Consider the following 22372-nt stretch of genomic DNA (forward strand, 5'->3'; position numbering starts at 1 on the left):
TGCGCCCGTGCGTGATTCTGTGCACGCGGTCACACTGCGAGTGAGTCATCCGCCCTCACCGGCACAGTCCCATCGGCCCCACGCTCGTCTCTTCGGCCCACGGAGACCCGAGCGAGAGGCACCCCATGAACGATCCCGTGAACAGCACGATCCTGCTGCTCGACATCGAGAAGTACAGCGAGCGTGACGATGTCGAGCAGGCGTATCTGCGCCGCATGCTCTACGACCTCACCGACCGGGCGCTGCTGGCCGCCGGAATCGATGGGACCCGGCGCAGGCGGGCGGACCGCGGTGACTCCGTGATGGAACTGATCGACGCCAACTGCTCGGTGATCGCCCTGCTGCGGGCGCTGCTGACCGAGGTACCGGCGCAGTTGCGCAGCCAGAACCGGCGCGCTTCCACCTCGGCGCAGATGCGGCTCCGCGCGGTGGTCGCCTCGGGGTACGTCGCCGTGGACCGGCTCGACGGATGGGTGGGCAGCGATCTCAACCACGCGTGCAGACTGCTGGACGCGGAGCTGCTGAAGATCGCGCTGCGGGAGCGCCCGGACGACTTCGCGCTGTGTGTGTCGGATGGGGTTCACCGGGGAATCGTGCGGCACGGCCACGCCGGCGTGCCGGCAGAGGAGTTCCACCCCGTCACGGTGGACAGCAAGAACGGCCCGCTCGCCGCGTGGCTGCACGGCCCGGTTCCGCGTGAGCGCCCACGCTCCGCCGACGGACAGGCGCACATCCCGTCGGTCTCCGGCCCCGCCCCCCACACGCCACAGGCGCCGGCCCAGGCCTTCGACTTCGGTGGCGCCACGGTCTCCGGGGGTGTCTTCGGCGGGACCAACCACGGCATCGGCGGCGGCACCTTCTCCAGCGACATCCGCCTGGGTGACAGTGGCCGGGGGGACCACCGATGAGCGCCGAGGAACAAGCGCACGGACCCCAGCCTCCGCCGGGGGGCGACCAGTCCTCCGAAGCGCAGGACGGCCGTCAGGCCGACGGGGAGGCCGCCGAGGAGACCGACCAGCCACAGTCCGCCTGGGCGGCCCGACGCGACCTGGCGAACCACACCCCGCGGACCATGGGCTTCGGGGACAGCACCCGGGTCGACGGGGGCGTCTTCGGCGGGATCAACCACGGCATCGGCGGCGGCACCTTCTACGGCGACATCCTCCTCGACAAGACCGAGATCATCTACCAGTTCGGCGCGTCCTCCGCACTCCACGCCGCGGGCGAGATCGCGCAGTCCACCCTGGAGGAGCTGTCCGCCTGCTTCGTGCCCGGATGCCCCGACTTCGAGGCGTTGGTCGACCGGCTGCGCGAGGAGCACGTCCTGGTGCTCTCGGGCCCCTACTTCGCGGGCCGACGGACCGCCGCGCTCATGCTGCTGCACGGGGTCGGCGCCCATCCGGTCCAAGCGATCGGCCGGGACACCGCTCCCGGACAGCTCACGGCCAGTCTCGGTGGCACCGAGGGGCAGGGCGGCCGAACCGGCCATGTCCTCTGCGATCTGATCACCGAGCCCGGTCGGCCGCTGCGCGAGGCAGACCTGCTGGCCGCCCGCAAGGAGCTGGGCGAGGCCGCATATCTGGTGATCACCGTGGGGCCGACGGCTCTGCTGGAGGATGTCCCGGTGGTCAGCTGGGAGGCTCCCCTGTCGCGTGACATCCTCACCGCGCACCTGGGTGTGCTGGTGGACGGGGAGAGCGTGGCGGAGCTGCTGTCCCTGCCTTCTGTGGCCGCATTCCTCGAACACAGCCACCAGCCGCGCGAGGCCGCCGAGTTCGCCCGGCTCCTGGCGAGGTACGCGGCCGGGGAGGCCGACACCGCAAAGCTGGAGGACTTCTCTCTGGTCGCGCTGGAGAACCAGGTCCAGGAATGGTTCGAGGACGACGGGACCGTGCTGCACCTGCGGGACAAGGCGTTCCTCGTCGCCCTGGCCGCCTTCGACGAGGGACCCTACGCCCTGACGGCGGAACTGAGCGATCTGCTCTACGCCTTCCTCCAGGAGACCGAGAACGGCATGCGGTTCCCCACCGTCCCGGTCTTCGGCACGCACATCGGCAAGCGACTCCAGCTGGCCCGAGCCCGTCGGTTCGAGGCCGAGGAGGCCACCGAGTGGGGCCCGGTCCGCCAGGTGAAGGCCGCCTACCGGGACGGGAGGGCCCCACTCGTCCTGCTGCGCGAGATATGGACCGGACACCCCTCGGCGCGGCCCGCGCTCGTGCGCTGGCTGCAACGGCTGGCAGGGGACGGGCGGCCGTTCGTCCGCACCCGCGCCGCCTCCACCGTCGCCGTCCTCGCCCACACCGACCTGCCGTCCGCCATGGCATTGGTCATCGAGCCGTGGGCTTCCTCCCACCTCTACCGGCACCGCCTCGTCGCCGTCAACGCGCTCACGCTCACGCACTTCCTGGGCACTCCCAACGTGCCACGCATCCTCGACTCCTGGTGCGAGAGCGACAAGCCGCCGCTGCGCTGGGTGGCCATCCGCGCCCATGGGCTGATGGGGCCGGAGCGCCCTTCCGAGACCCTGGCGGCGCTGCGTGCGGCGGCCCGGCTCCAGGCCGGACAGCAGGATCCCGACGAGGATCTGTCGGGACAACTGGCCGAGTCCGTAGAGCTGTTGTTGCTGTCAGCGGCGCGCGACGCGGCGCTCGCGGGGCTGCTCAAGACGCTGCACGACGACCGTCCGGCGACCGAACTCGCGCTCGGCGGCTTCATCAGCGCCTGCCGCCGGACCGAGCAGGACGAACGCCACGCACAGCCGATCGTCCTGTCCTGGTACGCACGGGCCTCGGCCTCGGGGAATCCGTCCGCCATCGGCATCGTCACGCTGTGGCGCGCCGCTCTGGAGAGCCGCGGCCACACCCGGGAAGCCCTCGGCGTACTGCGCCTCTGGGCGCTGTCGGCGGACCACGACACGGGCACGGAGTGGGCGCTCGCCGCGCTGCTGCCCTCGCTCGTCACCACGTCGTCGGAGCACCAGCGGCTCAGCCATCTCCTGCGGACCATGCCCGGCGAGGACGGCACCGATCCCCCACCCGTGGCAGGGCGACTGCTGACAGCCCTGCCGCGTCCCTGACCCGTGCGACTTCATCCACAGCAACAGGAGAGTGCCCCGTGCCCGAGTTCCGCCGAACGCCCGAATGGGACCAACAGGCCGACCGAGGAACGCGGCTGACCGACCCGGTGGTGACGGTCCGACAGCTGTCCCGCTTCGGATTCGCCCGTCGGCCGCTCACCCGCATCGATCACGCCCTGGTCTTCTCGGCTCCCGATGGCTCGTACGACACCTACCTCCCGCCGGTCCGGCCCACCCGCGCCGGGGCCGCCGCGAAGCGGTACACCTCGGTGTACGAGGTCGACATGGGAGTCCATCCCCTACGCGAGGAGATCGGCCTGCCGAGCGACGACGACGCCTTCGAGTTCGGAGTGGTCGTCGAACTGTCGTGGCAGGTCGTCGATCCCGCACGGTTCGTGGTGAGCCGAAACCGTGACGTGCCACGGCTGCTGATCAGCGAGCTGGAACAGGCGGCCCGGCCTGTCACCCGCCGCTACACCGCCTCCCGGAGTGCGGACGCCGAGCAGGCGCTGCTGCGGGAGGTACGCGCGCAGGGTGCGCTCGGCACCGGGGCAGGGCTCGCGGTGACCTGGACCGTACGGCTGCGCGGAGACCAGGGAGCCATCGAGCATGTGCGGCGCATGAGGTCCATCGACCACACGGCCACCGAACAGATCCACACCGAGCGCCGCGGCAGGGAGCACGATGCCGCGATCGACCGGCGCGTCAGGGAGCAGGACGTACTGCAGTGGGGACGCGCGGCCGAGTTCGAGGAGCAGCAGCACGAACTGAGGTTGCAACAGCAGAAGTGGCAGCACGCGGAGGCAGTCGACCGGGCCCGTCGGCAGATGGAGCTCCAACAGGTGAACGCGGAAAAGATCGCCTTCTACGAAAAGCACCTGGAACAGGGCGGGGTCCGTGCGTGGGCGCTCCATCTGGCCGACCATCCCGAAGACACCGAGCTGGTGGTGAACAGCATGCGCCAGGACCAACTGCAGGCGATCAGCGCGAAGTTGGCGCTGGCCGGTGAACTTCTGAACGGTGACAGCGCGGAGAACCATGAGCTGGAGGCACCGAAGAAGATGGCGTTCCAGGCGGTGATCGACGTATTGGACCAATATCTGCCCGGCGTCACGGCACAGAGCACCGCCGCAGGCCGGCTGACGGTCTCGATGCCGCAGGACGCGCCACGTGCGGAACCGGGAGCGGTCCTGCGGGAAACGCTTCGGCCGGACCTCGACCGAACCGACCGCACCGACGGCACCGTCACGAACGGCCGGGACTTGCGCCGGCTCGACGGCACACCGCTCCACAAGGCCGGTCCCGAGGAGGGCGCCCCCTTGAGCACCTTCCCCGGCTGGCGTCCGCCGCCGGGCTACGGCAGCACTCCCCTGAGTCCGGCGGACACAGCCACACCGTCGGCGAGTGCGATGGACGCGGACCAAGCAGGCTACAGGCCCGAAGCGGCGCCGGCCGAGGCGACGACTGCCGCAGCGTCGCCTCTCCCCCGACCGGCCACGCCCGTGGGCCGCGCCCGGGACACAGCGACCGGCGCGGCCGAGCTCGCGGACACGCTGAGGATGGCGAACACGCTCCGGGCCGCGGACGTGGTCGGGGCGCAGGACCAGGAGGGCCGCAGCACATGAACGACATCGCCCCGGCCCCGGTCCTTTCGGCTGCTCCCTCGGCCCGGAACGCCGATGCCGGAACGCAGCTCCTCCTCGATCTGCGGTCCGAGATCGCACGGGCCGACGGCAAAGCGTCCGTGCTGGTAGCCGCGCTCGGCATGACCGCGGGCGTGATCAGCGGCTGGCTGGCGGGCAGCGAGTGGCGCCCGAGCGCGCTCTCCGGCCCCGGCACCGCCCTGTGGTGGACGGGCACCGGAGGGCTGGCGACCGCGCTGCTCTCCATGCTGATGGCTGTGCTCCCGCGCTACCGCGGCAGTACCTGGACCCCCGGAGCCCCGCTGACCTACTTCGCGGACGTTCGGCGCGCCGCCCGCCAGAACCGGTTGGCGGAAGCGCTCGACACCACCGAGAGCGCCCCGGCCGCCGTGCTCGTCGCGGCCCTGACGGAAACCAGCCGGATCGCCGTACGCAAGCACCAGTGGATACGTGTGGGACTGCTCGCCTATTCCGTGGGCGCCGTCCTGCTCCCCGCCTCGCTGCTCCTCGGCTGACGCCCCCACGCAGAAGGACGATCATGACCCGACCAGCACCTCAGCCCCAGACCCCGGGAGACGGGCCGGAGCCGTCGACTGGCTGCCCCGGGCAGTTCCCGCCCGACGATGGGGCCGTACCGCCGCCGGACCCAACCGTCACCGCACAGCCCGCGCCCGATGACTTGATCTACGAGCACGGCCCGGGGCGACGCGTGTACTACACCGCGCATCAGCGGCACATGGACGTCACCGCACTCGGACGGCTGGCGTTGGCGCTGCCCGCCTTCCTGATGAGCACGCTGGTGGTACTGCTTGTGAGCGCGATTCTGGACAGCGGCCTCGGGCTGCCGTTCTGGATACCGGCCCTGCTCTGGTCGGCATCCGGCGCCCTGGTCTTCCACCGGCCCACGGAGGACCTCTTCGCCCGCTACCTCCTCAGGCTCCGGCACCCGATGCCCCAGGAGGCCGCGCGGCTGGAGCCGATCTGGCGGGAAGTGACGGCCATCGCCGGGGTCGACGGAGCGCTGTATCAGCTCTGGGTCGAGGAGAGCGACGCGCTCAACGCCTACGCCGCCGCGGGCCATATCGTGGGGGTCACCCGGTTCGCGCTGGAACAGTTGCCGAGTGGCCAGCTGGCCGCCGTGCTCGCCCATGAACTCGGTCACCACACCGGGGGCCATGCGTGGTCGTCACTACTGAGCCAGTGGTACGGGCTGCCGGGCCGGGCCGCCTGGCGCGCCCTTCGTGCCATGGCCCGCTCCGTCGTCACACCGGCCAGGTGCGCCGTCTACCTCACTGTCGGCGTTCTGCTCCTGGCGATCGGCGGGCTCGCCTCCACTACCGCCGCGGTCCTGTACGGGCTTCCACTGCTTCTCGTATTTCCTTATGTGTCGGCAGCGCTGGGACGCCGTGCCGAACTGCGTGCCGACCGCCACGCCGCCGCGCTCGGATTCGCGCCGATGCTGGCCGAGGTGCTGCAGACGATGCACGCAAACGACATCCGAGGACAGCGGAAGGCGCTCGGCGTCAACGAAAAGCGGATGGAACGGGAATCGACGCCCGCACGGCTGCTCTCCACCCACCCCGACTTCCCGACCCGGCTGCACCATCTGCGGCACTACCTGTAGCCACGACCACCGATGCGATACATCGGCACACGCCGAGGGGCGGCCACCCCGTGCATACGGGATGACCGCCCTCCGGTCGTTCAGGCGACTCGCTTACTGGTTGTACGGACCGTAGTCGTAGTCCTCCAGCGGAACGGCCTGGCCGGAGCCCGTGCCGAACGGCGAGTAGTCGATGTCGTCGTAGCCGACGGCCGAGTACATCGCGGCCTTGGCCTCCTCGGTCGGCTCGACCCGGATGTTGCGGTAGCGGGACAGGCCCGTACCGGCCGGGATGAGCTTACCGATGATGACGTTCTCCTTGAGGCCGATCAGGGAGTCCGACTTGGCGTTGATCGCCGCGTCGGTCAGAACCCTGGTCGTCTCCTGGAAGGACGCCGCCGACAGCCACGACTCGGTGGCGAGCGAGGCCTTGGTGATACCCATCAGCTGCGGACGGCCGGAGGCGGGGTGACCGCCCTCGGTGACCACACGACGGTTCTCGGTCTCGAACTTCGAGCGCTCGACGAGCTCGCCCGGCAGCAGCTCCGCGTCGCCGGACTCGATGATCGTCACACGGCGCAGCATCTGCCGGATGATGATCTCGATGTGCTTGTCGTGGATCGACACACCCTGCGAGTTGTAGACCTTCTGGACCTCGCCGACCAGGTGGACCTGGACCGCGCGCTGGCCGAGGATGCGCAGCACGTCGTGCGGGTTGGTGGCACCCACGGTGAGCTTCTGGCCCACCTCGACGTGGTCGCCCTCGCCCACCAGCAGACGAGCACGCTTCGAGATCGGGAACGCCGTCTCGTCGCTGCCGTCGTCCGGGGTGACGACGAGCTTCTTGGTCTTCTCGGTCTCCTCGATACGGACGCGGCCTGCCGCCTCCGAGATCGGGGCGACACCCTTGGGCGTACGGGCTTCGAAGAGCTCGACGACTCGGGGCAGACCCTGGGTGATGTCGTCACCGGCCACACCACCGGTGTGGAAGGTACGCATCGTCAGCTGGGTACCGGGCTCACCGATGGACTGGGCGGCGATGATGCCGACCGCCTCACCGATGTCGACCAGCTTGCCGGTGGCGAGCGAGCGTCCGTAGCAGAAGGCACAGGTGCCGACCGCGGACTCACAGGTCAGGACCGAACGGGTCTTGACCTCCTCGACGCCGGCACCCACCAGGGCGTCGATCAGGACGTCACCGAGGTCGACGTTGGCAGGCGCGATGACCTTGCCGTCGACGACGACGTCCTCGGCGAGCATGCGGGCGTAGACCGAGGTCTCGACGTCCTCCGTCTTGCGGAGCACGCCGTCCGCGCCCTTGACGGCGATCTTCAGCTTCAGGCCGCGGTCGGTGCCGCAGTCCTCCTCGCGAATGATCACGTCCTGCGAGACGTCCACCAGACGACGGGTCAGGTAACCCGAGTCGGCGGTACGCAGGGCGGTGTCCGCCAGACCCTTACGGGCACCGTGCGTGGAGATGAAGTACTCCAGAACGGTGAGGCCCTCACGGAAGGACGCCTTGATGGGACGCGGGATCGTCTCGTTCTTGGCGTTGGACACCAGACCACGCATACCGGCGATCTGACGCATCTGCATCATGTTTCCTCGGGCACCCGAGTCAACCATCATGAAGATGGGGTTCGTCTTGGGGAAGTTCGCGTTCATCGCCTCGGCGACCTCGTTGGTCGCCTTGGTCCAGATCGCGATGAGTTCCTGCGTGCGCTCGTCCTTGGTGATCAGACCGCGCTCGTACTGCTTCTGGACCTTCTCGTCCTGCGCCTCGTAGCCGGCAACGATCGCCTTCTTGGCCTCGGGGACCACGACGTCGGAGATGGCCACGGTGACACCGGAACGGGTCGCCCAGTAGAAGCCCGCCGCCTTCAGGTTGTCGAGCGTCGCCGCCACGATGACCTTGGGGTAGCGCTCGGCGAGGTCGTTGACGATCTCGGAGAGCTGCTTCTTGCCGACCGAGTAGTCGACGAACGGGTAGTCCTCGGGCAGCAGCTCGTTGAAGAGCGCGCGGCCCAGCGACGTACGCAGCCGGAACGTGTCGCCCTGCTGGTACTCCTGCTCGCCCTCCTCGGCGACCGGCGGCACCCAGCCACGCGGCGGGATGGTACCCACCGGGAAGCGGATGTCGACCTTCGCCTGGAGCGACAGCTCCCGGGCGTCGAAGGCCATGATCGCCTCGGCCGTGGAACCGAAGGAACGGCCCTGTCCGACGACCTTGCGCTCCTCCTCGTCCGTGGTGAGGAAGAACAGGCCCAGCACCATGTCCTGGGTCGGCATGGTGACGGGACGGCCGTCGGCCGGCTTCAGGATGTTGTTCGAGGACAGCATCAGGATGCGGGCCTCGGCCTGCGCCTCCGCGGAGAGCGGCAGGTGCACGGCCATCTGGTCACCGTCGAAGTCCGCGTTGAACGCGGTGCAGACGAGCGGGTGGATCTGGATGGCCTTGCCCTCGACCAGCTGCGGCTCGAAGGCCTGGATGCCGAGGCGGTGCAGGGTCGGTGCACGGTTCAGCAGCACCGGGTGCTCGGCGATGACCTCTTCGAGGACGTCGTACACCACAGTGCGGCCACGCTCGACCATACGCTTGGCCGACTTGATGTTCTGCGCGTGGTTCAGGTCGACCAGGCGCTTCATCACGAACGGCTTGAAGAGCTCCAGCGCCATGGCCTTCGGCAGACCGCACTGGTGCAGCTTGAGCTGCGGGCCGACGACGATCACGGAACGCGCGGAGTAGTCCACACGCTTACCGAGGAGGTTCTGACGGAATCGACCCTGCTTGCCCTTCAGCATGTCGCTGAGGGACTTGAGCGGGCGGTTACCGGGACCGGTGACCGGGCGACCGCGGCGGCCGTTGTCGAACAGCGCGTCGACGGCCTCCTGCAGCATCCGCTTCTCGTTGTTCACGATGATCTCGGGGGCACCGAGGTCGAGAAGACGCTTGAGGCGGTTGTTGCGGTTGATCACACGGCGGTACAGGTCGTTCAGGTCGGAGGTCGCGAAGCGGCCACCGTCCAGCTGCACCATCGGACGCAGGTCCGGCGGGATGACCGGCACGCAGTCGAGCACCATGCCCTTGGGCTTGTTGCTGGTCTGCAGGAACGCGGAGACGACCTTGAGGCGCTTGAGCGCACGGGTCTTCTTCTGGCCCTTGCCGGTACGGATGATCTCGCGGAGGCGCTCGGCCTCCTCGTCGAGGTCGAACGACTCCAGGCGCTTCTGCAGAGCGGCGGCACCCATGCAGCCGTCGAAGTACGTGCCGAAGCGGTCACGCAGCTCGCGGTAGAGCAGCTCGTCGCCCTCCAGGTCCTGGACCTTGAGGTTCTTGAAGCGGCTCCACACCTCGTCGAGGCGGTCGATCTCGCGCTGCGCGCGGTCGCGCAGCTGCTTCATCTCACGCTCGGCACCCTCGCGCACCTTGCGGCGCACGTCGGCCTTGGCGCCCTCGGCCTCCAGCTCGGCCAGGTCGGTCTCGAGCTTCTTGGCGCGGGCTTCGAGGTCGGAGTCGCGACGGTTCTCGACCTGCTGACGCTCGACGGAGACGTGCGCCTCCAGCGAGGGCAGGTCGCGCGTACGGCGCTCCTCGTCCACGAACGTGATCATGTACGCGGCGAAGTAGATGACCTTCTCAAGGTCCTTCGGCGCGAGGTCCAGCAGGTAGCCCAGGCGCGACGGGACGCCCTTGAAGTACCAGATGTGGGTGACGGGAGCGGCAAGCTCGATGTGACCCATGCGCTCACGGCGCACCTTGGCGCGCGTGACCTCGACGCCACAGCGCTCACAGATGATGCCCTTGAAGCGGACACGCTTGTACTTGCCGCAGTAGCACTCCCAGTCCCGGGTCGGACCGAAGATCTTCTCGCAGAAGAGTCCGTCCTTTTCGGGCTTGAGCGTGCGGTAGTTGATGGTCTCCGGCTTCTTCACTTCGCCGTGGGACCAGGTCCGGATGTCGTCCGCGGTGGCAAGGCCGATCCGCAGCTCGTCGAAGAAGTTGACGTCGAGCACTTGTCGTCAATCCCTCTTTCGGGGGTTCGAGCCCCCTCGCGTCACGCGAGAAATCGGGGCACTTCAGCAATGGTCTGAACGGGTCCGGGGAGAGCCGGCCGGATCACGGGGATCCGGCCGGCCAACCCGTCAGACCTCTTCGACGCTGCTCGGCTCGCGCCGGGACAGGTCGATACCGAGCTCCTCCGCCGCGCGGAAGACGTCCTCGTCCGTGTCGCGCATCTCGATGGACATGCCGTCCGAGGACAGCACCTCCACGTTGAGGCAGAGCGACTGCATTTCCTTGATGAGCACCTTGAAGGACTCAGGGATGCCCGGCTCGGGGATGTTCTCGCCCTTGACGATGGCCTCGTAGACCTTGACGCGGCCGGTCACGTCGTCGGACTTGATCGTCAGGAGCTCCTGGAGTGCGTATGCGGCGCCATATGCCTCAAGGGCCCACACCTCCATCTCACCGAAGCGCTGTCCACCGAACTGGGCCTTACCACCCAGCGGCTGCTGGGTGATCATGGAGTACGGGCCCGTCGAACGAGCGTGCAGCTTGTCGTCGACGAGGTGGTGCAGCTTGAGGATGTACATGTACCCGACCGAGACCGGCTCCGGGAACGGCTCGCCGGAGCGGCCGTCGAACAGATGGGCCTTGCCGGAGGGCTGCACCAGCCGGTCGCCGTCGCGGTTCGGGATCGTGGCCTCGAAGAGACCGGAGATCTCGTCCTCGCGCGCACCGTCGAAGACGGGGGTGGCGACGTTGGTGCCGGGGGCGACCTGGTCCGCGCCGATGGCCTGCAGGCGCTTGGCCCACTCGTCACCGAGGCCGGAGACGTCCCAGCCGCGGCTGGCGAGCCAGCCGAGGTGGATCTCCAGGACCTGTCCCGGGTTCATTCGGGACGGGACACCCAGCGGGTTGAGGATGATGTCGACCGGGGTGCCGTCCTCCAGGAACGGCATGTCCTCGATCGGAAGGATCTTCGAGATGACGCCCTTGTTGCCGTGACGGCCGGCGAGCTTGTCACCGTCGGTGATCTTGCGCTTCTGCGCGACGTAGACGCGGACCAGCTGGTTCACGCCCGGCGGCAGCTCGTCGCCCTCCTCGCGGTCGAAGACGCGGACGCCGATGACCTTGCCGATCTCACCGTGCGGCACCTTCAGCGAGGTGTCGCGCACCTCGCGCGCCTTCTCACCGAAGATCGCGCGGAGCAGGCGCTCCTCGGGGGTCAGCTCGGTCTCGCCCTTGGGCGTGACCTTGCCGACGAGGATGTCGCCGGCGACGACCTCGGCACCGATACGGATGATGCCGCGCTCGTCGAGGTCGGCGAGGACCTCCTCGGAGACGTTCGGGATGTCCCGGGTGATCTCCTCGGGGCCGAGCTTGGTGTCACGGGCGTCGACCTCGTGCTCCTCGATGTGGATCGAGGAGAGGACGTCGTCCTGCACGAGGCGCTGCGACAGGATGATCGCGTCCTCGTAGTTGTGACCCTCCCACGGCATGAACGCCACGAGCAGGTTCTTGCCGAGGGCCATCTCACCGTTCTCGGTGGCCGGACCGTCGGCGAGGACCTGGTCGGCGACGACCCGGTCGCCCTCGGAGACGACAACCTTCTGGTTGACCGAGGTGCCCTGGTTGGAGCGCATGAACTTGGCGATGCGGTACGTGGTGTACGTGCCGTCGTCGTTGGTCACGGTGATGTAGTCCGCGGAGACCTCCTGGACCACACCGTCCTTCTCGGCCTTGAGCACGTCACCGGCGTCGGTGGCGCAGCGGTACTCCATGCCGGTGCCGACCAGCGGCGCCTCGGACTTGATCAGCGGCACCGCCTGACGCATCATGTTCGCGCCCATGAGGGCACGGTTGGCGTCGTCGTGCTCCAGGAACGGAATCATCGCGGTGGCGACGGACACCATCTGGCGCGGCGAGACGTCCATGTAGTCGACGTCCGCGCCGGGCACGTAGTCGACCTCGCCGCCACGGCGACGGACCAGCACGCGGGGCTCGACGAACCGGAGCTCGTCGGTCAGCGGCGCGTTGGCCTGCGCGATGACGAAGCGGTCCTCCTCGTCGGCGGTCAGGTAGTCGACCTCGTCGGTGACCTGACCCTCGACGACCTTGCGGTAAGGCGTCTCGATGAAGCCGAACGCGTTGATGCGGCCGTACGAAGCGAGCGAACCGATCAGACCGATGTTCGGGCCTTCAGGCGTCTCGATCGGGCACATGCGGCCGTAGTGCGACGGGTGCACGTCACGGACCTCGAAGCCGGCCCGCTCACGGGAGAGACCACCCGGGCCCAGCGCGTTGAGACGACGCTTGTGCGTCAGGCCCGACAGCGGGTTGTTCTGGTCCATGAACTGGGACAGCTGGCTGGTGCCGAAGAACTCCTTGATGGAGGCGACGACCGGCCGGATGTTGATCAGGGTCTGGGGCGTGATCGCCTCGACGTCCTGGGTGGTCATGCGCTCGCGCACGACCCGCTCCATACGGGCGAGACCCGTACGGACCTGGTTCTGGATCAGCTCGCCGACGTTACGGATACGACGGTTGCCGAAGTGGTCGATGTCGTCGGTCTCGACCATGATCGAGCGACCGGACTCGCCGACCGTCTCGGTCTCACCGGCGTGCAGCTTCACCAGGTACTTGATGGTGGCGATGACGTCGTCGGTGGTGAGCACCCCGGCGTCCAGCGGCTCGTTCGCGCCGAGCTTCTTGTTCACCTTGTAGCGGCCGACCTTCGCGAGGTCGTAGCGCTTCGGGTTGAAGTAGAGGTTCTCCAGCAGCGTCTGGGCGGCCTCGCGCGTGGGCGGCTCGCCCGGACGCAGCTTGCGGTAGATGTCGAGCAGCGCGTCGTCCTGGCCTTGGGTGTGGTCCTTCTCCAGGGTGGCGCGCATGGACTCGTACTCGCCGAACTCCTCCAGGATCTGCTCGGTCGTCCAACCGAGAGCCTTGAGCAGAACGGTCACGGACTGCTTGCGCTTGCGGTCGATGCGCACACCGACCATGTCGCGCTTGTCGATCTCCATCTCCAGCCAGGCACCCCGGGACGGGATGATCTTGGCGGAGAAGATGTCCTTGTCGGACGTCTTGTCGATGGAGGAGTCGAAGTAGACACCGGGCGAACGGACGAGCTGCGACACCACGACACGCTCGGTGCCGTTGATGACGAAGGTGCCCTTGTTCGTCATGAGCGGGAAGTCGCCCATGAAGACCGTCTGAGACTTGATCTCACCGGTCTCGTTGTTGGTGAACTCGGCCGTGACGAAGAGCGGGGCGGCGAACGTGAAGTCGCGCTCCTTGCACTCGTCGATCGAGTTCTTCGAGGGCTCGAAGCGGTGGTCGCGGAACGTAAGCGACATCGACCCGGAGAAGTCCTCGATCGGCGAAATCTCCTCGAAGATTTCCTCCAGGCCGGACTTGGTGGGGACGTCTTGTCCACTGTCCAGAGCAGCCTCGACGCGAGCCTTCCAGGCGGCATTGCCGAGGAGCCAGTCAAAGCTCTCGGTCTGCAGCGCGAGGAGGTTCGGAACCTCGAGGGGCTCCTTGATCTTTGCAAAGGAGATGCGCAGCGGGGCGGTGCTGGCACCGTTGTTCGTATTCGCGGTCGAGGCGTTGCGCGAGGCGGCCAAGAGGGGGTCCTTCCGAGGGCTCGGACTCACTACGCGCGTACCGGTCCCAAGCTGGACACGGAGACAGAAATCCCAGGTCAGAGACGTTCGGTCATCGATGCTCAAGCGTGGGCATGCCCCTGGTGACGGGCAGGAGGCAGCTAACAGGCAGCGCAAAGGGTCAGTGTAGCCAAATGGCACACTGATGTCCAGTCCGGGTTCTCAGAGACCCTCGTAGCTCTCAACAGCTGTTCTCAACACCTATGACTAGCCCTTGCGCGCGATGCGCTCTTCTTTACTGCCCGCTTCGCCCACGATCCATGCCTCGGATTCGGATCGATGTGACGACGCGTCCTGAGAATTGCGCGCCGCGTGCGGTTCGTCAAGGCCCCCCTGCCGGGACGAACGCCCCGAGGTCCTCACCCGGCCACCTCTCGGCGCCTGCCGGCCGGCCCCGAGAGGCAACGGCGATGATCACCATACTCGTCGCCGCCGGAAGAGCAAGGCAGCCGCCGCGGGTACGCCGAAGGGCGACCACCCGGATGGGTGATCGCCCTTCGTCGTTTGACGTCCGTACCGTGCGGCACGGGCAGTCAGGAGGAGTCAGCGGACTCCTTGAGTCACTTGACCTCGACGGAAGCGCCGGCGGCCTTGAGGGACTCGGCAGCCTTCTCGGCGGCCTCCTTGGCGACCTTCTCGAGGACCGGCTTCGGGGTGCCGTCGACGAGGTCCTTGGCCTCCTTCAGGCCCAGCGAGGTCAGCTCACGCACGACCTTGATGACCTGGATCTTCTTCTCGCCGGCGCCGGTGAGGATGACGTCGAACTCGTCCTGCTCCTCGACGGCCTCAGCGGCGGCACCGGGGGCACCCGGGGCGGCAACGGCGACCGCGGCGGCGGCGGTGACGTCGAACTTCGCCTCGAAGGCCTTCACGAACTCGGAGAGCTCGATGAGGGTCATCTCTTCGAACTGCGCGAGCAGGTCGTCCTGGGACAGCTTCGCCATGATGGCGTCCTTCCACTAATTCGGCAGGTGCCGGAGTTACATGTAGGCGGGCGTACGTTCGGCCCGCTGCGACCGTCGCCCTAGGGGGCGGCGATCATTGCGCGAGCCGAATTACTCGGCACCGCCCTGCTCGGCCTGCTTGGCACGAAGCGCCTCCGCGGTGCGGACGAACTTCGACGGGAGCGCCTGGAAGACCTGAGCAGCCTGAGTCTGCTTGCCCTTCATGGCGCCCGCCAGCTTGGCGAGCAGAACCTCGCGGGACTCGAGGTCCGCGAGCTTCTTGATCTCATCCGCGGTCAGTGCCTTACCGTCAAGGACACCGCCCTTGATGATGAGGTTGGGGTTGTCCTTGGCGAAGTCACGAAGACCCTTCGCCGACTCCACCGGGTCACCGGTGATGAAGGCAACCGCCGTCGGACCAGTGAACTGGTCGTCCAGCGAAGTGATCCCGGCCTCGTTGGCCGCAATCTTGGTCAGCGTGTTCTTCACCACGGCGTACTGGGCGTTCTCACCGAGCGAACGACGCAGCGTCTTGAGCTGCGCCACGGTGAGACCCCGGTACTCGGTCAGCACAGCGGCGTTCGAGCTGCGGAACTGGTCCGTCAGCTCGGCTACCGCGGCAGCCTTGTCGGGCCTTGCCATGAGCGTCGGCCTCCTTCCGGGTGATGAGGACCGCTCAGAAGGGGCCGGGAAAGACGAAACGCCCCGGCGCGGGCGCCAGGGCGTAGCTCGACCGAACGAAGTCCGGGAGCTTTCCACAGTCACCTGCGCAGGTCGCCCGTACTCAACGGATCCTTCGGTCGCTGTTCCCCCTTGCGGGAGCACAGCAACGACCAGCGGTCTTTGGCTTCTGTAGGAGGTTACGCGACCGGGGCCGCGCCGAGCAAATCCGTCCCGAAGCGGACGTCGCGCCCGGGTCGTACGAGGCTCAGGCTCCGCCGTCGGCGCCCTTCATCATCTCGGCCAGGTCCATGGTCTCGGAGGCCGGCGGGGCCTTGACCGTGACCGGCTTGTTGAAGTCCACGAACGTGATGGTCAGGTCGAACCGGCCCTTGTCGGTCGTGGACCGGGTGCGGATCTGCTTGGTGTGGTCGCTGCCGTCGATCCACATGTCCATCGAGAGCTTCTCGATGCCCATGTCCTCGTACTGCTTCAGTGCCTGTGTGCGTCGCTCGCGGGTCTCCGCGTCCTCGTCCGCGAGGGACGCACGCATGTCGGCCAGGGTGACCGTGCCGGTGTAATGCGTCGTCCGGACGCCGTCCACGGTGGCCGGCCCGATCCTCTTGAGGTCCTTGGCGGCCCTCATCGAGGCGGACTCCTCCGCGGGATTGCGGTCGGCCTGACTGGACAGACCACCCAGCGGGTCCTGCCCCGTGGACTTCTTGAGCTCGGCCATGTCCAGCTTGAGCCAGGACTTGCCGTCCATCTCGGCGGCCGCTTCCGGGCCACCGTTGATGTACATGGCATCGCCGGTGAGCCGCAGTTCGACCTCGCCGGTCTCCCCCGCGGAACCGCCCTTCATGTGCATCTGCATGGCCGGCGGCTTCATGGACATCGCCGCGGTCCCCTCCATGGTCTGCCCCTGGACCTCGCCGCTCATCCGGTACGTGAGCGACGTGATCCGGCGGCTGTTGTCGGCGGCCTTCCGCACGGCCGCTGCAGGTGTCACCTCGACCGGCTTCTGCCCCGCCCGCTCGCCGTTTTCACCGACAGCGGCCGGGCTGCTCTTCTCTCCCGTACACGCCGCCGTTCCGCACAGCAGCACTCCGGCCAGAACAGCACCAGCGGTCCTTCGGTAACTCGAACGCATGATCCCCCCACGGGACGCCAAAATGTTAGTCAAGTCCCGTGACCATATCGGCCGGCACTGACAGCGCACAGTCAATAAACGTGGCTGACACAACGAACGGGCCCCGCACCTTCCTCTTCCGAGGTGCGGGGCCCGTTCGTCGCGCCCGTCCGCGGCCGGCGTGTGTGCGCCGTCTCGCAGAGCGGTCGGAGCGGAGGCTCAGGATGCTCCCGCGCCGCTCCCCTGCTGCTTCACGAGATCGGTGAAGTCGACCGTGTCGCCGGCCGGGGGCTTCTCGACCGAGGCCTTCGTCCCGTAGTCGCTGTAGTACATGGTCGAATTGAGCTCGCCGGTCTTCATCTGGCCGCGCTCGGTCTTCTTGACCAGCAGATTGTTCTCGTCGACCCAGATGTCGACTGTCTCCGTGGTGATCCCGACGTCGCTCAGCTGCTTCTTCAGCTGAGCGAGCTGGTCGGCGTCGAGCACGGAGTTCTTCGCGGTCAGATCGGCGACATCGACGGTACCGGAGTAGTGCGTGGCGGAGACCCCGCGCACGTCCTCCTGGCCGACCTTCTTCACGTCACCGGAGGCCAGCAGAGACTTCACGCCCTGGTCGGGGGTGGTGTTCTGCATCTGCTGCTTCATCGCCTCGCCGGAGGCACCCGCGATCTTGGCGAGGTCGGCGTAGCCATAGCTGATCCAGTGCTTGCCACCGGCCTGCCTGGCGAACGCGTCGCCCATGTTGACGACGTAGCCGTCCTTGAAATAGCGGGCCTGCAGGGTGCCCGTGCCACCGTTCTGCTTCATGGCGTCCGCCATGCTGCCGCCGGTGTACGTGATCTCCATGGCGCCGGTGAGACCGTCGGTCCAGTCGATGGTGCCGGTCTGCTTCATGGACATGATGGTGCCCATCCGGGTGGTGCCCTCGACCTTCGCCGACTTCTCCCCGCCGGTCTTCGTCTGCACATCACGCAACACGGCTATCGGGTCGACCTTCACGGCGCCGCCGCCGCGGCTGTCGCTCTTACCGCTGTCCGACCCCCCGCAGGCCGCGACCGACGTAAGCGCCGCTGCCGCTGCCACCGACAGACACACGCGTCGCACGGTACTGGTCCTCATGTCAGCTTCCACCCCTCGTTCGGCTCAGTCGGTTCCTCACGCTAACGCACAGCTCCGACACAGCCATCGGTTCCGTACGAATACGAGGACGGGCCCCGCACCTCGAAAGGTTGCGGGGCCCGTCCATGTCACACGTGACGCGGCCGGATGCCGAGCGCGGAGGCTCAGACGGCGGCCGGGTCCTCCTCGACGAGGAGGTTACGGGTGCGGTTGGCGTCCAGCGGGATGCCGGGGCCCATCGTGGTGGCCAGCGCGGCCTTCTTGATGTAGCGGCCCTTGGCGGCGGACGGCTTCAGACGGAGGACTTCCTCCAGCGCCGCAGCGTAGTTCTCGACCAGCTTCGTCTCGTCGAAGGAGACCTTGCCGATGATGAAGTGCAGGTTCGAGTGCTTGTCGACGCGGAACTCGATCTTGCCGCCCTTGATGTCGTTGACAGCCTTCACGACATCGGGGGTGACCGTACCGGTCTTCGGGTTCGGCATCAGGCCACGCGGACCGAGCACGCGGCCGAGGCGGCCGACCTTGCCCATGAGATCCGGGGTCGCGACGACGGCGTCGAAGTCCAGACGGCCCTTCGCCACCTCGTCGATGAGCTCGTCGGCGCCGACGATGTCGGCGCCCGCGGCTTCCGCGGCCGCAGCACGGTCACCGGTCGCGAAGACCAGGACCCGGGCGGTCTTGCCGGTGCCGTGCGGGAGGTTCACGGTGCCACGGACCATCTGGTCGGCCTTGCGAGGGTCGACACCCAGACGGAAGGCGACCTCGACAGTGCCGTCGAACTTGGTGGTCGCGGTCTCCTTGGCGAGACGGACGGCCTCGAGCGGGGCGTAGAGGCGCTCCCGGTCGATCTTGGCGTCCGCAGCCCGGAGGTTCTTGCTGCGCTTCACTTCTACTCCTGTGGTTTCAGGGTGTGGAGTCGTGGTGCGGGCCAGCGCTTGGCCCTACCACTGAGGACGTGAGGGGCTGAATCAGCCTTCGACCGTGATGCCCATGGAACGGGCGGTGCCAGCGATGATCTTCGACGCGGCGTCGAGGTCGTTGGCGTTCAGGTCGGGGAGCTTCGTCGTGGCGATCTCACGGACCTGGGCGGCCGTCAGCTTGGCGACCTTGGTCTTGTGGGGCTCGCCGGAGCCCTTCTCCACCCCCGCGGCCTTGAGGATCAGCTTCGCGGCCGGCGGAGTCTTGGTGACGAAGGTGAAGGAACGGTCGTCGTAGACCGTGATCTCCACCGGCACGACCATGCCACGCTGCGACTCGGTCGCGGCGTTGTAGGCCTTGCAGAACTCCATGATGTTGACGCCGTGCTGGCCGAGCGCGGGGCCGACCGGCGGGGCCGGGTTGGCCGCACCGGCGTTGATCTGGAGCTTGATAAGCCCCGTGACCTTCTTCTTCTTGGGAGGCATTGCTCTCTCCGGGTCCTAGTGAGAGTGTTTCGCCGCCTTCCGGTCATCCGGATGGAGGCATACCGCACAACGATAACGGGTATAGCTGCGCGACCAAAAACCGAGCAGGTCAGACGGGCTTCGCAGCCGATCTGACCTGCTCGGTAGGCATGTGTCCGAAAACTGGCGGGAAGCCGCTAGTTCTTCTGGATCTGGTCGAAGCTGAGCTCGACCGGGGTCTCGCGGCCGAAGATCTCGACGAGGCCCTTGACCTTCTTCGAGTCGGCGTTGATCTCGTTGATCGTCGCCTGCAGCGTCGCGAACGGGCCGTCGGTGACGGTGACCGAGTCGCCCACCTCGAAGTCGAGCACCTGCACCTCGACCTTGCGGGACGGAACCGGCTTGCCCTCGGCCTCGGCAGCCTCGCGGGCGGCCTTCTCCTCGGCCTCCGGGGCGAGCATCTTGACGATCTCGTCCAGGGTCAGCGGGTACGGGTCGTAGGCGTTGCCCACGAAGCCGGTGACACCGGGGGTGTTGCGGACGACGCCCCAGGACTCGTTCGTCAGATCCATGCGCACCAGGACGTATCCCGGGAGCTTGTTCTGGCGGACGTTCTTGCGCTCGCCGTTCTTGATCTGGACGATCTCTTCCTCGGGCACTTCGGCCTGGTAGATGAACTCCTCGACGTTGAGCGAGACGGCGCGCTGTTCGAGGTTGGCCTTCACACGCTTCTCGTAACCGGCGTACGTGTGGATGACGTACCACTCGCCGGGGAGGCCGCGGAGCTCCTCGCGCAGGGCGGCGACGGCGTCGACCGGGGCGGCCGGCTCGGCCTCTTCTCCGGCTTCCTCGTCGGCCTCGGCGGGCTCGTCGTCGTCGCTCTCGGAACCGGCGTCGGCCTCGGCGGCCTCGTCCTCGGTGTGCACGGCGGCCTGCTCGGCGGGCTCGCCTGCGGCGGCGTCGGCAGCTTCGGCCTGGTCCGGCTCCTCGGCGTCCGCCGCCTCGACGATGTCGAGCTCGTCCTCGGCGGACTCGAAGGCGCCCGCCGTCGGCTCGACGGCGTCGTTCAGGTTCGGGTCAGACACGGTGGCTGCTTCTTCCTGGATACAAATGGGTGGAACATGCGAAAGGGGCGCCCATGAGGCGCCCTCCGCGGGATCAGCCGAAGACGTACTTGACGACCCGCTGGAATCCGAAGTCAATCACGGTCACCAGACCAATCATGACGACGACGAAAACAATCACCACCGAGGTGTACGTCGTCAGCTGGCTGCGTGTCGGCCAGACGACCTTGCGCAGTTCGGCAACAATTTGGCGGTAGAACAGCGCGAGGCGGCCCAGAGGGCCCTTCTTACCGCGCTTGCCGCCCTTCCGGGCCTTCTTCTTCGACTCGGGTACTTCATCCTCGGCATCAGGCATGTCGATGGAGCCCACGGCGTCCGTCACGCTACTCACCTGATTCCGGGTCATGGCCGTGCCGCGCCCGGTGGAGCCGCACGGCGGTGCATTGAAGTACGTACATGCGCACACATCCTGGCGAAGGAGTGTGTAGCAGGGCCGGAGGGACTTGAACCCCCAACCGCTGGTTTTGGAGACCAGTGCTCTACCAATTGAGCTACGACCCTTTGTGGTTTCCACCAACCTACCGCATCTTCCCCCGGATACTCCGGGTGCGAGAACGGTGCGGCGGGTGAAGGCCAACGACAGGTGAGTGTACGTGTTCAGCGGCCCGGCGTCGAACAGATAGCTCCCGACCGCTCCTGGTCGCATGTTGTCCGCATGGTGTCCGAGTCCTGTCCGGTCCCTGAAACCCCTGTGCCGCCAGGGATCACGGTCTGGGACCATGGGGGTCATGAGCGCTGCAACTTCTCCGTCCGAGCGCCGGGTCTCCGCCCGCATCGGTGCCATCTCCGAGTCCGCCACCCTCGCCGTCGACGCCAAGGCCAAGGCTCTCAAGGCCGCCGGCCGTCCGGTGATCGGTTTCGGTGCCGGTGAGCCCGACTTCCCGACCCCCGGCTACATCGTCGAGGCCGCGGTCGAGGCCTGCCGCAACCCCAAGTACCACCGCTACACCCCGGCGGGAGGGCTCCCCGAGCTCAAGGCCGCCATCGCGGAGAAGACGCTGCGCGACTCCGGCTACGAGGTCGACGCCTCCCAGATCCTGGTGACGAACGGCGGCAAGCAGGCCATCTACGAGGCGTTCGCCGCGATCCTGGACCCGGGCGACGAGGTCATCGTCCCGGCTCCGTACTGGACCACCTACCCCGAGTCGATCCGGCTGGCCGGCGGTGTCCCGGCGGAGGTCGTGGCCGACGAGACCACCGGTTACCGGGTCTCCGTCGAGCAGCTGGAGGCGGCGCGCACCGAGCGTACGAAGGTCGTCCTGTTCGTCTCCCCGTCGAACCCGACCGGTGCCGTGTACAGCGAGGCCGACGCCGAGGCGATCGGCCGCTGGGCCGTCGAGCACGGCCTGTGGGTGCTGACCGACGAGATCTACGAGCACCTCGTGTACGGCGACGCGAAGTTCACCTCGCTGCCCGCGATCGTGCCCGAGCTGCGCGACAAGTGCGTCGTGGTCAACGGCGTCGCCAAGACGTACGCGATGACCGGCTGGCGGGTGGGCTGGATCGTCGGCCCGAAGGACGTCGTCAAGGCCGCGACCAACCTGCAGTCGCACGCCACGTCCAACGTCTCCAACGTCGCCCAGGTCGCCGCGCTGGCCGCCGTCTCCGGCAGCCTGGACGCGGTCGCCGAGATGCGTACCGCGTTCGACCGGCGCCGGCAGACCATCGTCCGGATGCTCAACGAGATCGACGGCGTGCTGTGCCCGGAGCCCGAGGGCGCGTTCTACGCGTACCCCTCGGTGAAGGAGCTGCTCGGCAAGGAGATCCGCGGCAAGCGCCCGGCCACTTCGGTCGAGCTGGCGGCGCTGATCCTGGACGAGGCCGAGGTCGCGGTCGTGCCGGGCGAGGCCTTCGGTACGCCGGGCTACCTGCGGCTCTCGTACGCCCTGGGCGACGACGACCTCGTCGAGGGCGTCTCGCGGCTCCAGAAGCTGCTGGGCGAGGCGAAGGCCTGACGCGTCCCGAATCCAGTGGGCGGCCCCCGGCTCCGGCCGGGGGTCGCTTTCTTGTTCGAGGGCCAACTC

The 22372-nt window shown here is 67.7% G+C and carries 16 protein-coding genes and 1 tRNA gene; 6 read left to right on the plus strand and 11 right to left on the minus strand.

Features of this window, described 5'->3' with window-relative positions; genetic code table 11:
- Nucleotides 1-125 precede the first annotated feature (125 nt).
- Genes ACZ68L_RS23130 through ACZ68L_RS23150 form a run of 5 tightly spaced genes read left to right on the plus strand, consistent with a single transcriptional unit; the run spans nt 126 to nt 6343 of the window.
- Nucleotides 126-908, plus strand: coding sequence for a hypothetical protein (locus ACZ68L_RS23130; protein ID WP_469579716.1), 783 nt, complete (start codon nt 126-128; stop codon nt 906-908).
- On the plus strand, nt 905-3076 hold the full coding sequence (locus ACZ68L_RS23135) for a hypothetical protein (RefSeq protein WP_469579718.1): 2172 nt from the start codon (nt 905-907) through the stop codon (nt 3074-3076). Before ACZ68L_RS23130 ends, ACZ68L_RS23135 begins: the two co-directional genes overlap by 4 nt.
- A 38-nt stretch (nt 3077-3114) precedes the next feature.
- Entirely contained in the window at nt 3115-4701 is a 1587-nt protein-coding gene (locus tag ACZ68L_RS23140) for a hypothetical protein (RefSeq protein ID WP_469579720.1), read from the plus strand.
- Nucleotides 4698-5234: a Pycsar system effector family protein gene (locus tag ACZ68L_RS23145; protein WP_469579722.1), complete on the plus strand. Its 537-nt coding sequence runs from the start codon at nt 4698-4700 to the stop codon at nt 5232-5234. The genes ACZ68L_RS23140 and ACZ68L_RS23145 overlap by 4 nt, the downstream gene beginning before the upstream one ends.
- Nucleotides 5235-5257: 23 nt before the next feature.
- Complete coding sequence (locus ACZ68L_RS23150; protein WP_469579724.1) at nt 5258-6343, plus strand: M48 family metalloprotease; 1086 nt, start codon at nt 5258-5260, stop codon at nt 6341-6343.
- Between the two features lie 93 nt (nt 6344-6436).
- On the opposite strand, the gene ACZ68L_RS23155 is transcribed toward ACZ68L_RS23150, so the two are convergent.
- From ACZ68L_RS23155 to ACZ68L_RS23205, 11 genes are all read right to left on the minus strand, one after another.
- Nucleotides 6437-10336, minus strand: a complete 3900-nt coding sequence (locus tag ACZ68L_RS23155) for a DNA-directed RNA polymerase subunit beta' (RefSeq protein ID WP_469579726.1) — start codon at nt 10334-10336, stop codon at nt 6437-6439.
- A 129-nt stretch (nt 10337-10465) separates the two neighbouring features.
- The gene (gene rpoB / locus ACZ68L_RS23160; protein ID WP_469579727.1) at nt 10466-13951 is read right to left on the minus strand and encodes a DNA-directed RNA polymerase subunit beta; all 3486 of its coding nucleotides are present in this window, start codon (nt 13949-13951) and stop codon (nt 10466-10468) included.
- A 599-nt stretch (nt 13952-14550) separates the two neighbouring features.
- Nucleotides 14551-14934 (minus strand): 50S ribosomal protein L7/L12, encoded by a 384-nt coding sequence (gene rplL / locus ACZ68L_RS23165; RefSeq protein WP_362440680.1) that lies wholly within the window; start codon nt 14932-14934, stop codon nt 14551-14553.
- A gap of 111 nt (nt 14935-15045) precedes the next feature.
- Nucleotides 15046-15576, minus strand: coding sequence for a 50S ribosomal protein L10 (gene rplJ, locus ACZ68L_RS23170; protein WP_266358738.1), 531 nt, complete (start codon nt 15574-15576; stop codon nt 15046-15048).
- A 286-nt stretch (nt 15577-15862) separates the two neighbouring features.
- Nucleotides 15863-16744, minus strand: coding sequence for an SCO4651 family lipoprotein (locus ACZ68L_RS23175; protein ID WP_469579729.1), 882 nt, complete (start codon nt 16742-16744; stop codon nt 15863-15865).
- A 198-nt stretch (nt 16745-16942) separates the two neighbouring features.
- The gene (locus ACZ68L_RS23180) at nt 16943-17842 is read right to left on the minus strand and encodes an SCO4651 family lipoprotein (RefSeq protein ID WP_469579731.1); all 900 of its coding nucleotides are present in this window, start codon (nt 17840-17842) and stop codon (nt 16943-16945) included.
- 164 nt (nt 17843-18006) lie between these two features.
- A complete protein-coding gene (gene rplA, locus ACZ68L_RS23185; protein WP_361441388.1) occupies nt 18007-18729 on the minus strand; it encodes a 50S ribosomal protein L1 in 723 nt (240 codons plus the stop codon).
- Nucleotides 18730-18810: 81 nt separating this feature from the next.
- Nucleotides 18811-19245 (minus strand): 50S ribosomal protein L11, encoded by a 435-nt coding sequence (rplK, locus tag ACZ68L_RS23190; protein ID WP_469579733.1) that lies wholly within the window; start codon nt 19243-19245, stop codon nt 18811-18813.
- Nucleotides 19246-19421: 176 nt separating this feature from the next.
- On the minus strand, nt 19422-20309 hold the full coding sequence (gene nusG / locus ACZ68L_RS23195; protein ID WP_469579735.1) for a transcription termination/antitermination protein NusG: 888 nt from the start codon (nt 20307-20309) through the stop codon (nt 19422-19424).
- Between the two features lie 73 nt (nt 20310-20382).
- Nucleotides 20383-20670, minus strand: coding sequence for a preprotein translocase subunit SecE (gene secE / locus ACZ68L_RS23200; protein ID WP_391738810.1), 288 nt, complete (start codon nt 20668-20670; stop codon nt 20383-20385).
- 106 nt (nt 20671-20776) lie between these two features.
- Nucleotides 20777-20849 (minus strand) — tRNA-Trp (locus ACZ68L_RS23205).
- Nucleotides 20850-21076: 227 nt separating this feature from the next.
- Between ACZ68L_RS23205 and ACZ68L_RS23210 the strand changes: the two genes are divergently transcribed.
- Nucleotides 21077-22303: a pyridoxal phosphate-dependent aminotransferase gene (locus ACZ68L_RS23210; protein WP_469579737.1), complete on the plus strand. Its 1227-nt coding sequence runs from the start codon at nt 21077-21079 to the stop codon at nt 22301-22303.
- Nucleotides 22304-22372: the final 69 nt, after the last annotated feature.

The sequence above is a fragment of the Streptomyces sp. NPDC104309 genome, from assembly GCF_055584025.1.

Coding starts and splice junctions, on each gene's coding strand:
- ACZ68L_RS23130 (WP_469579716.1), top strand. CDS start 126: ATGAACGATCCCGTGAACAGCACGATCCTGCTGCTCGACATCGAGAAG.
- ACZ68L_RS23135 (WP_469579718.1), top strand. CDS start 905: ATGAGCGCCGAGGAACAAGCGCACGGACCCCAGCCTCCGCCGGGGGGC.
- ACZ68L_RS23145 (WP_469579722.1), top strand. CDS start 4,698: ATGAACGACATCGCCCCGGCCCCGGTCCTTTCGGCTGCTCCCTCGGCC.
- ACZ68L_RS23150 (WP_469579724.1), top strand. CDS start 5,258: ATGACCCGACCAGCACCTCAGCCCCAGACCCCGGGAGACGGGCCGGAG.
- rplL (WP_362440680.1), bottom strand. CDS start 14,934: ATGGCGAAGCTGTCCCAGGACGACCTGCTCGCGCAGTTCGAAGAGATG.
- rplJ (WP_266358738.1), bottom strand. CDS start 15,576: ATGGCAAGGCCCGACAAGGCTGCCGCGGTAGCCGAGCTGACGGACCAG.
- ACZ68L_RS23175 (WP_469579729.1), bottom strand. CDS start 16,744: ATGCGTTCGAGTTACCGAAGGACCGCTGGTGCTGTTCTGGCCGGAGTG.
- ACZ68L_RS23180 (WP_469579731.1), bottom strand. CDS start 17,842: ATGAGGACCAGTACCGTGCGACGCGTGTGTCTGTCGGTGGCAGCGGCA.
- rplK (WP_469579733.1), bottom strand. CDS start 19,245: ATGCCTCCCAAGAAGAAGAAGGTCACGGGGCTTATCAAGCTCCAGATC.
- ACZ68L_RS23210 (WP_469579737.1), top strand. CDS start 21,077: ATGAGCGCTGCAACTTCTCCGTCCGAGCGCCGGGTCTCCGCCCGCATC.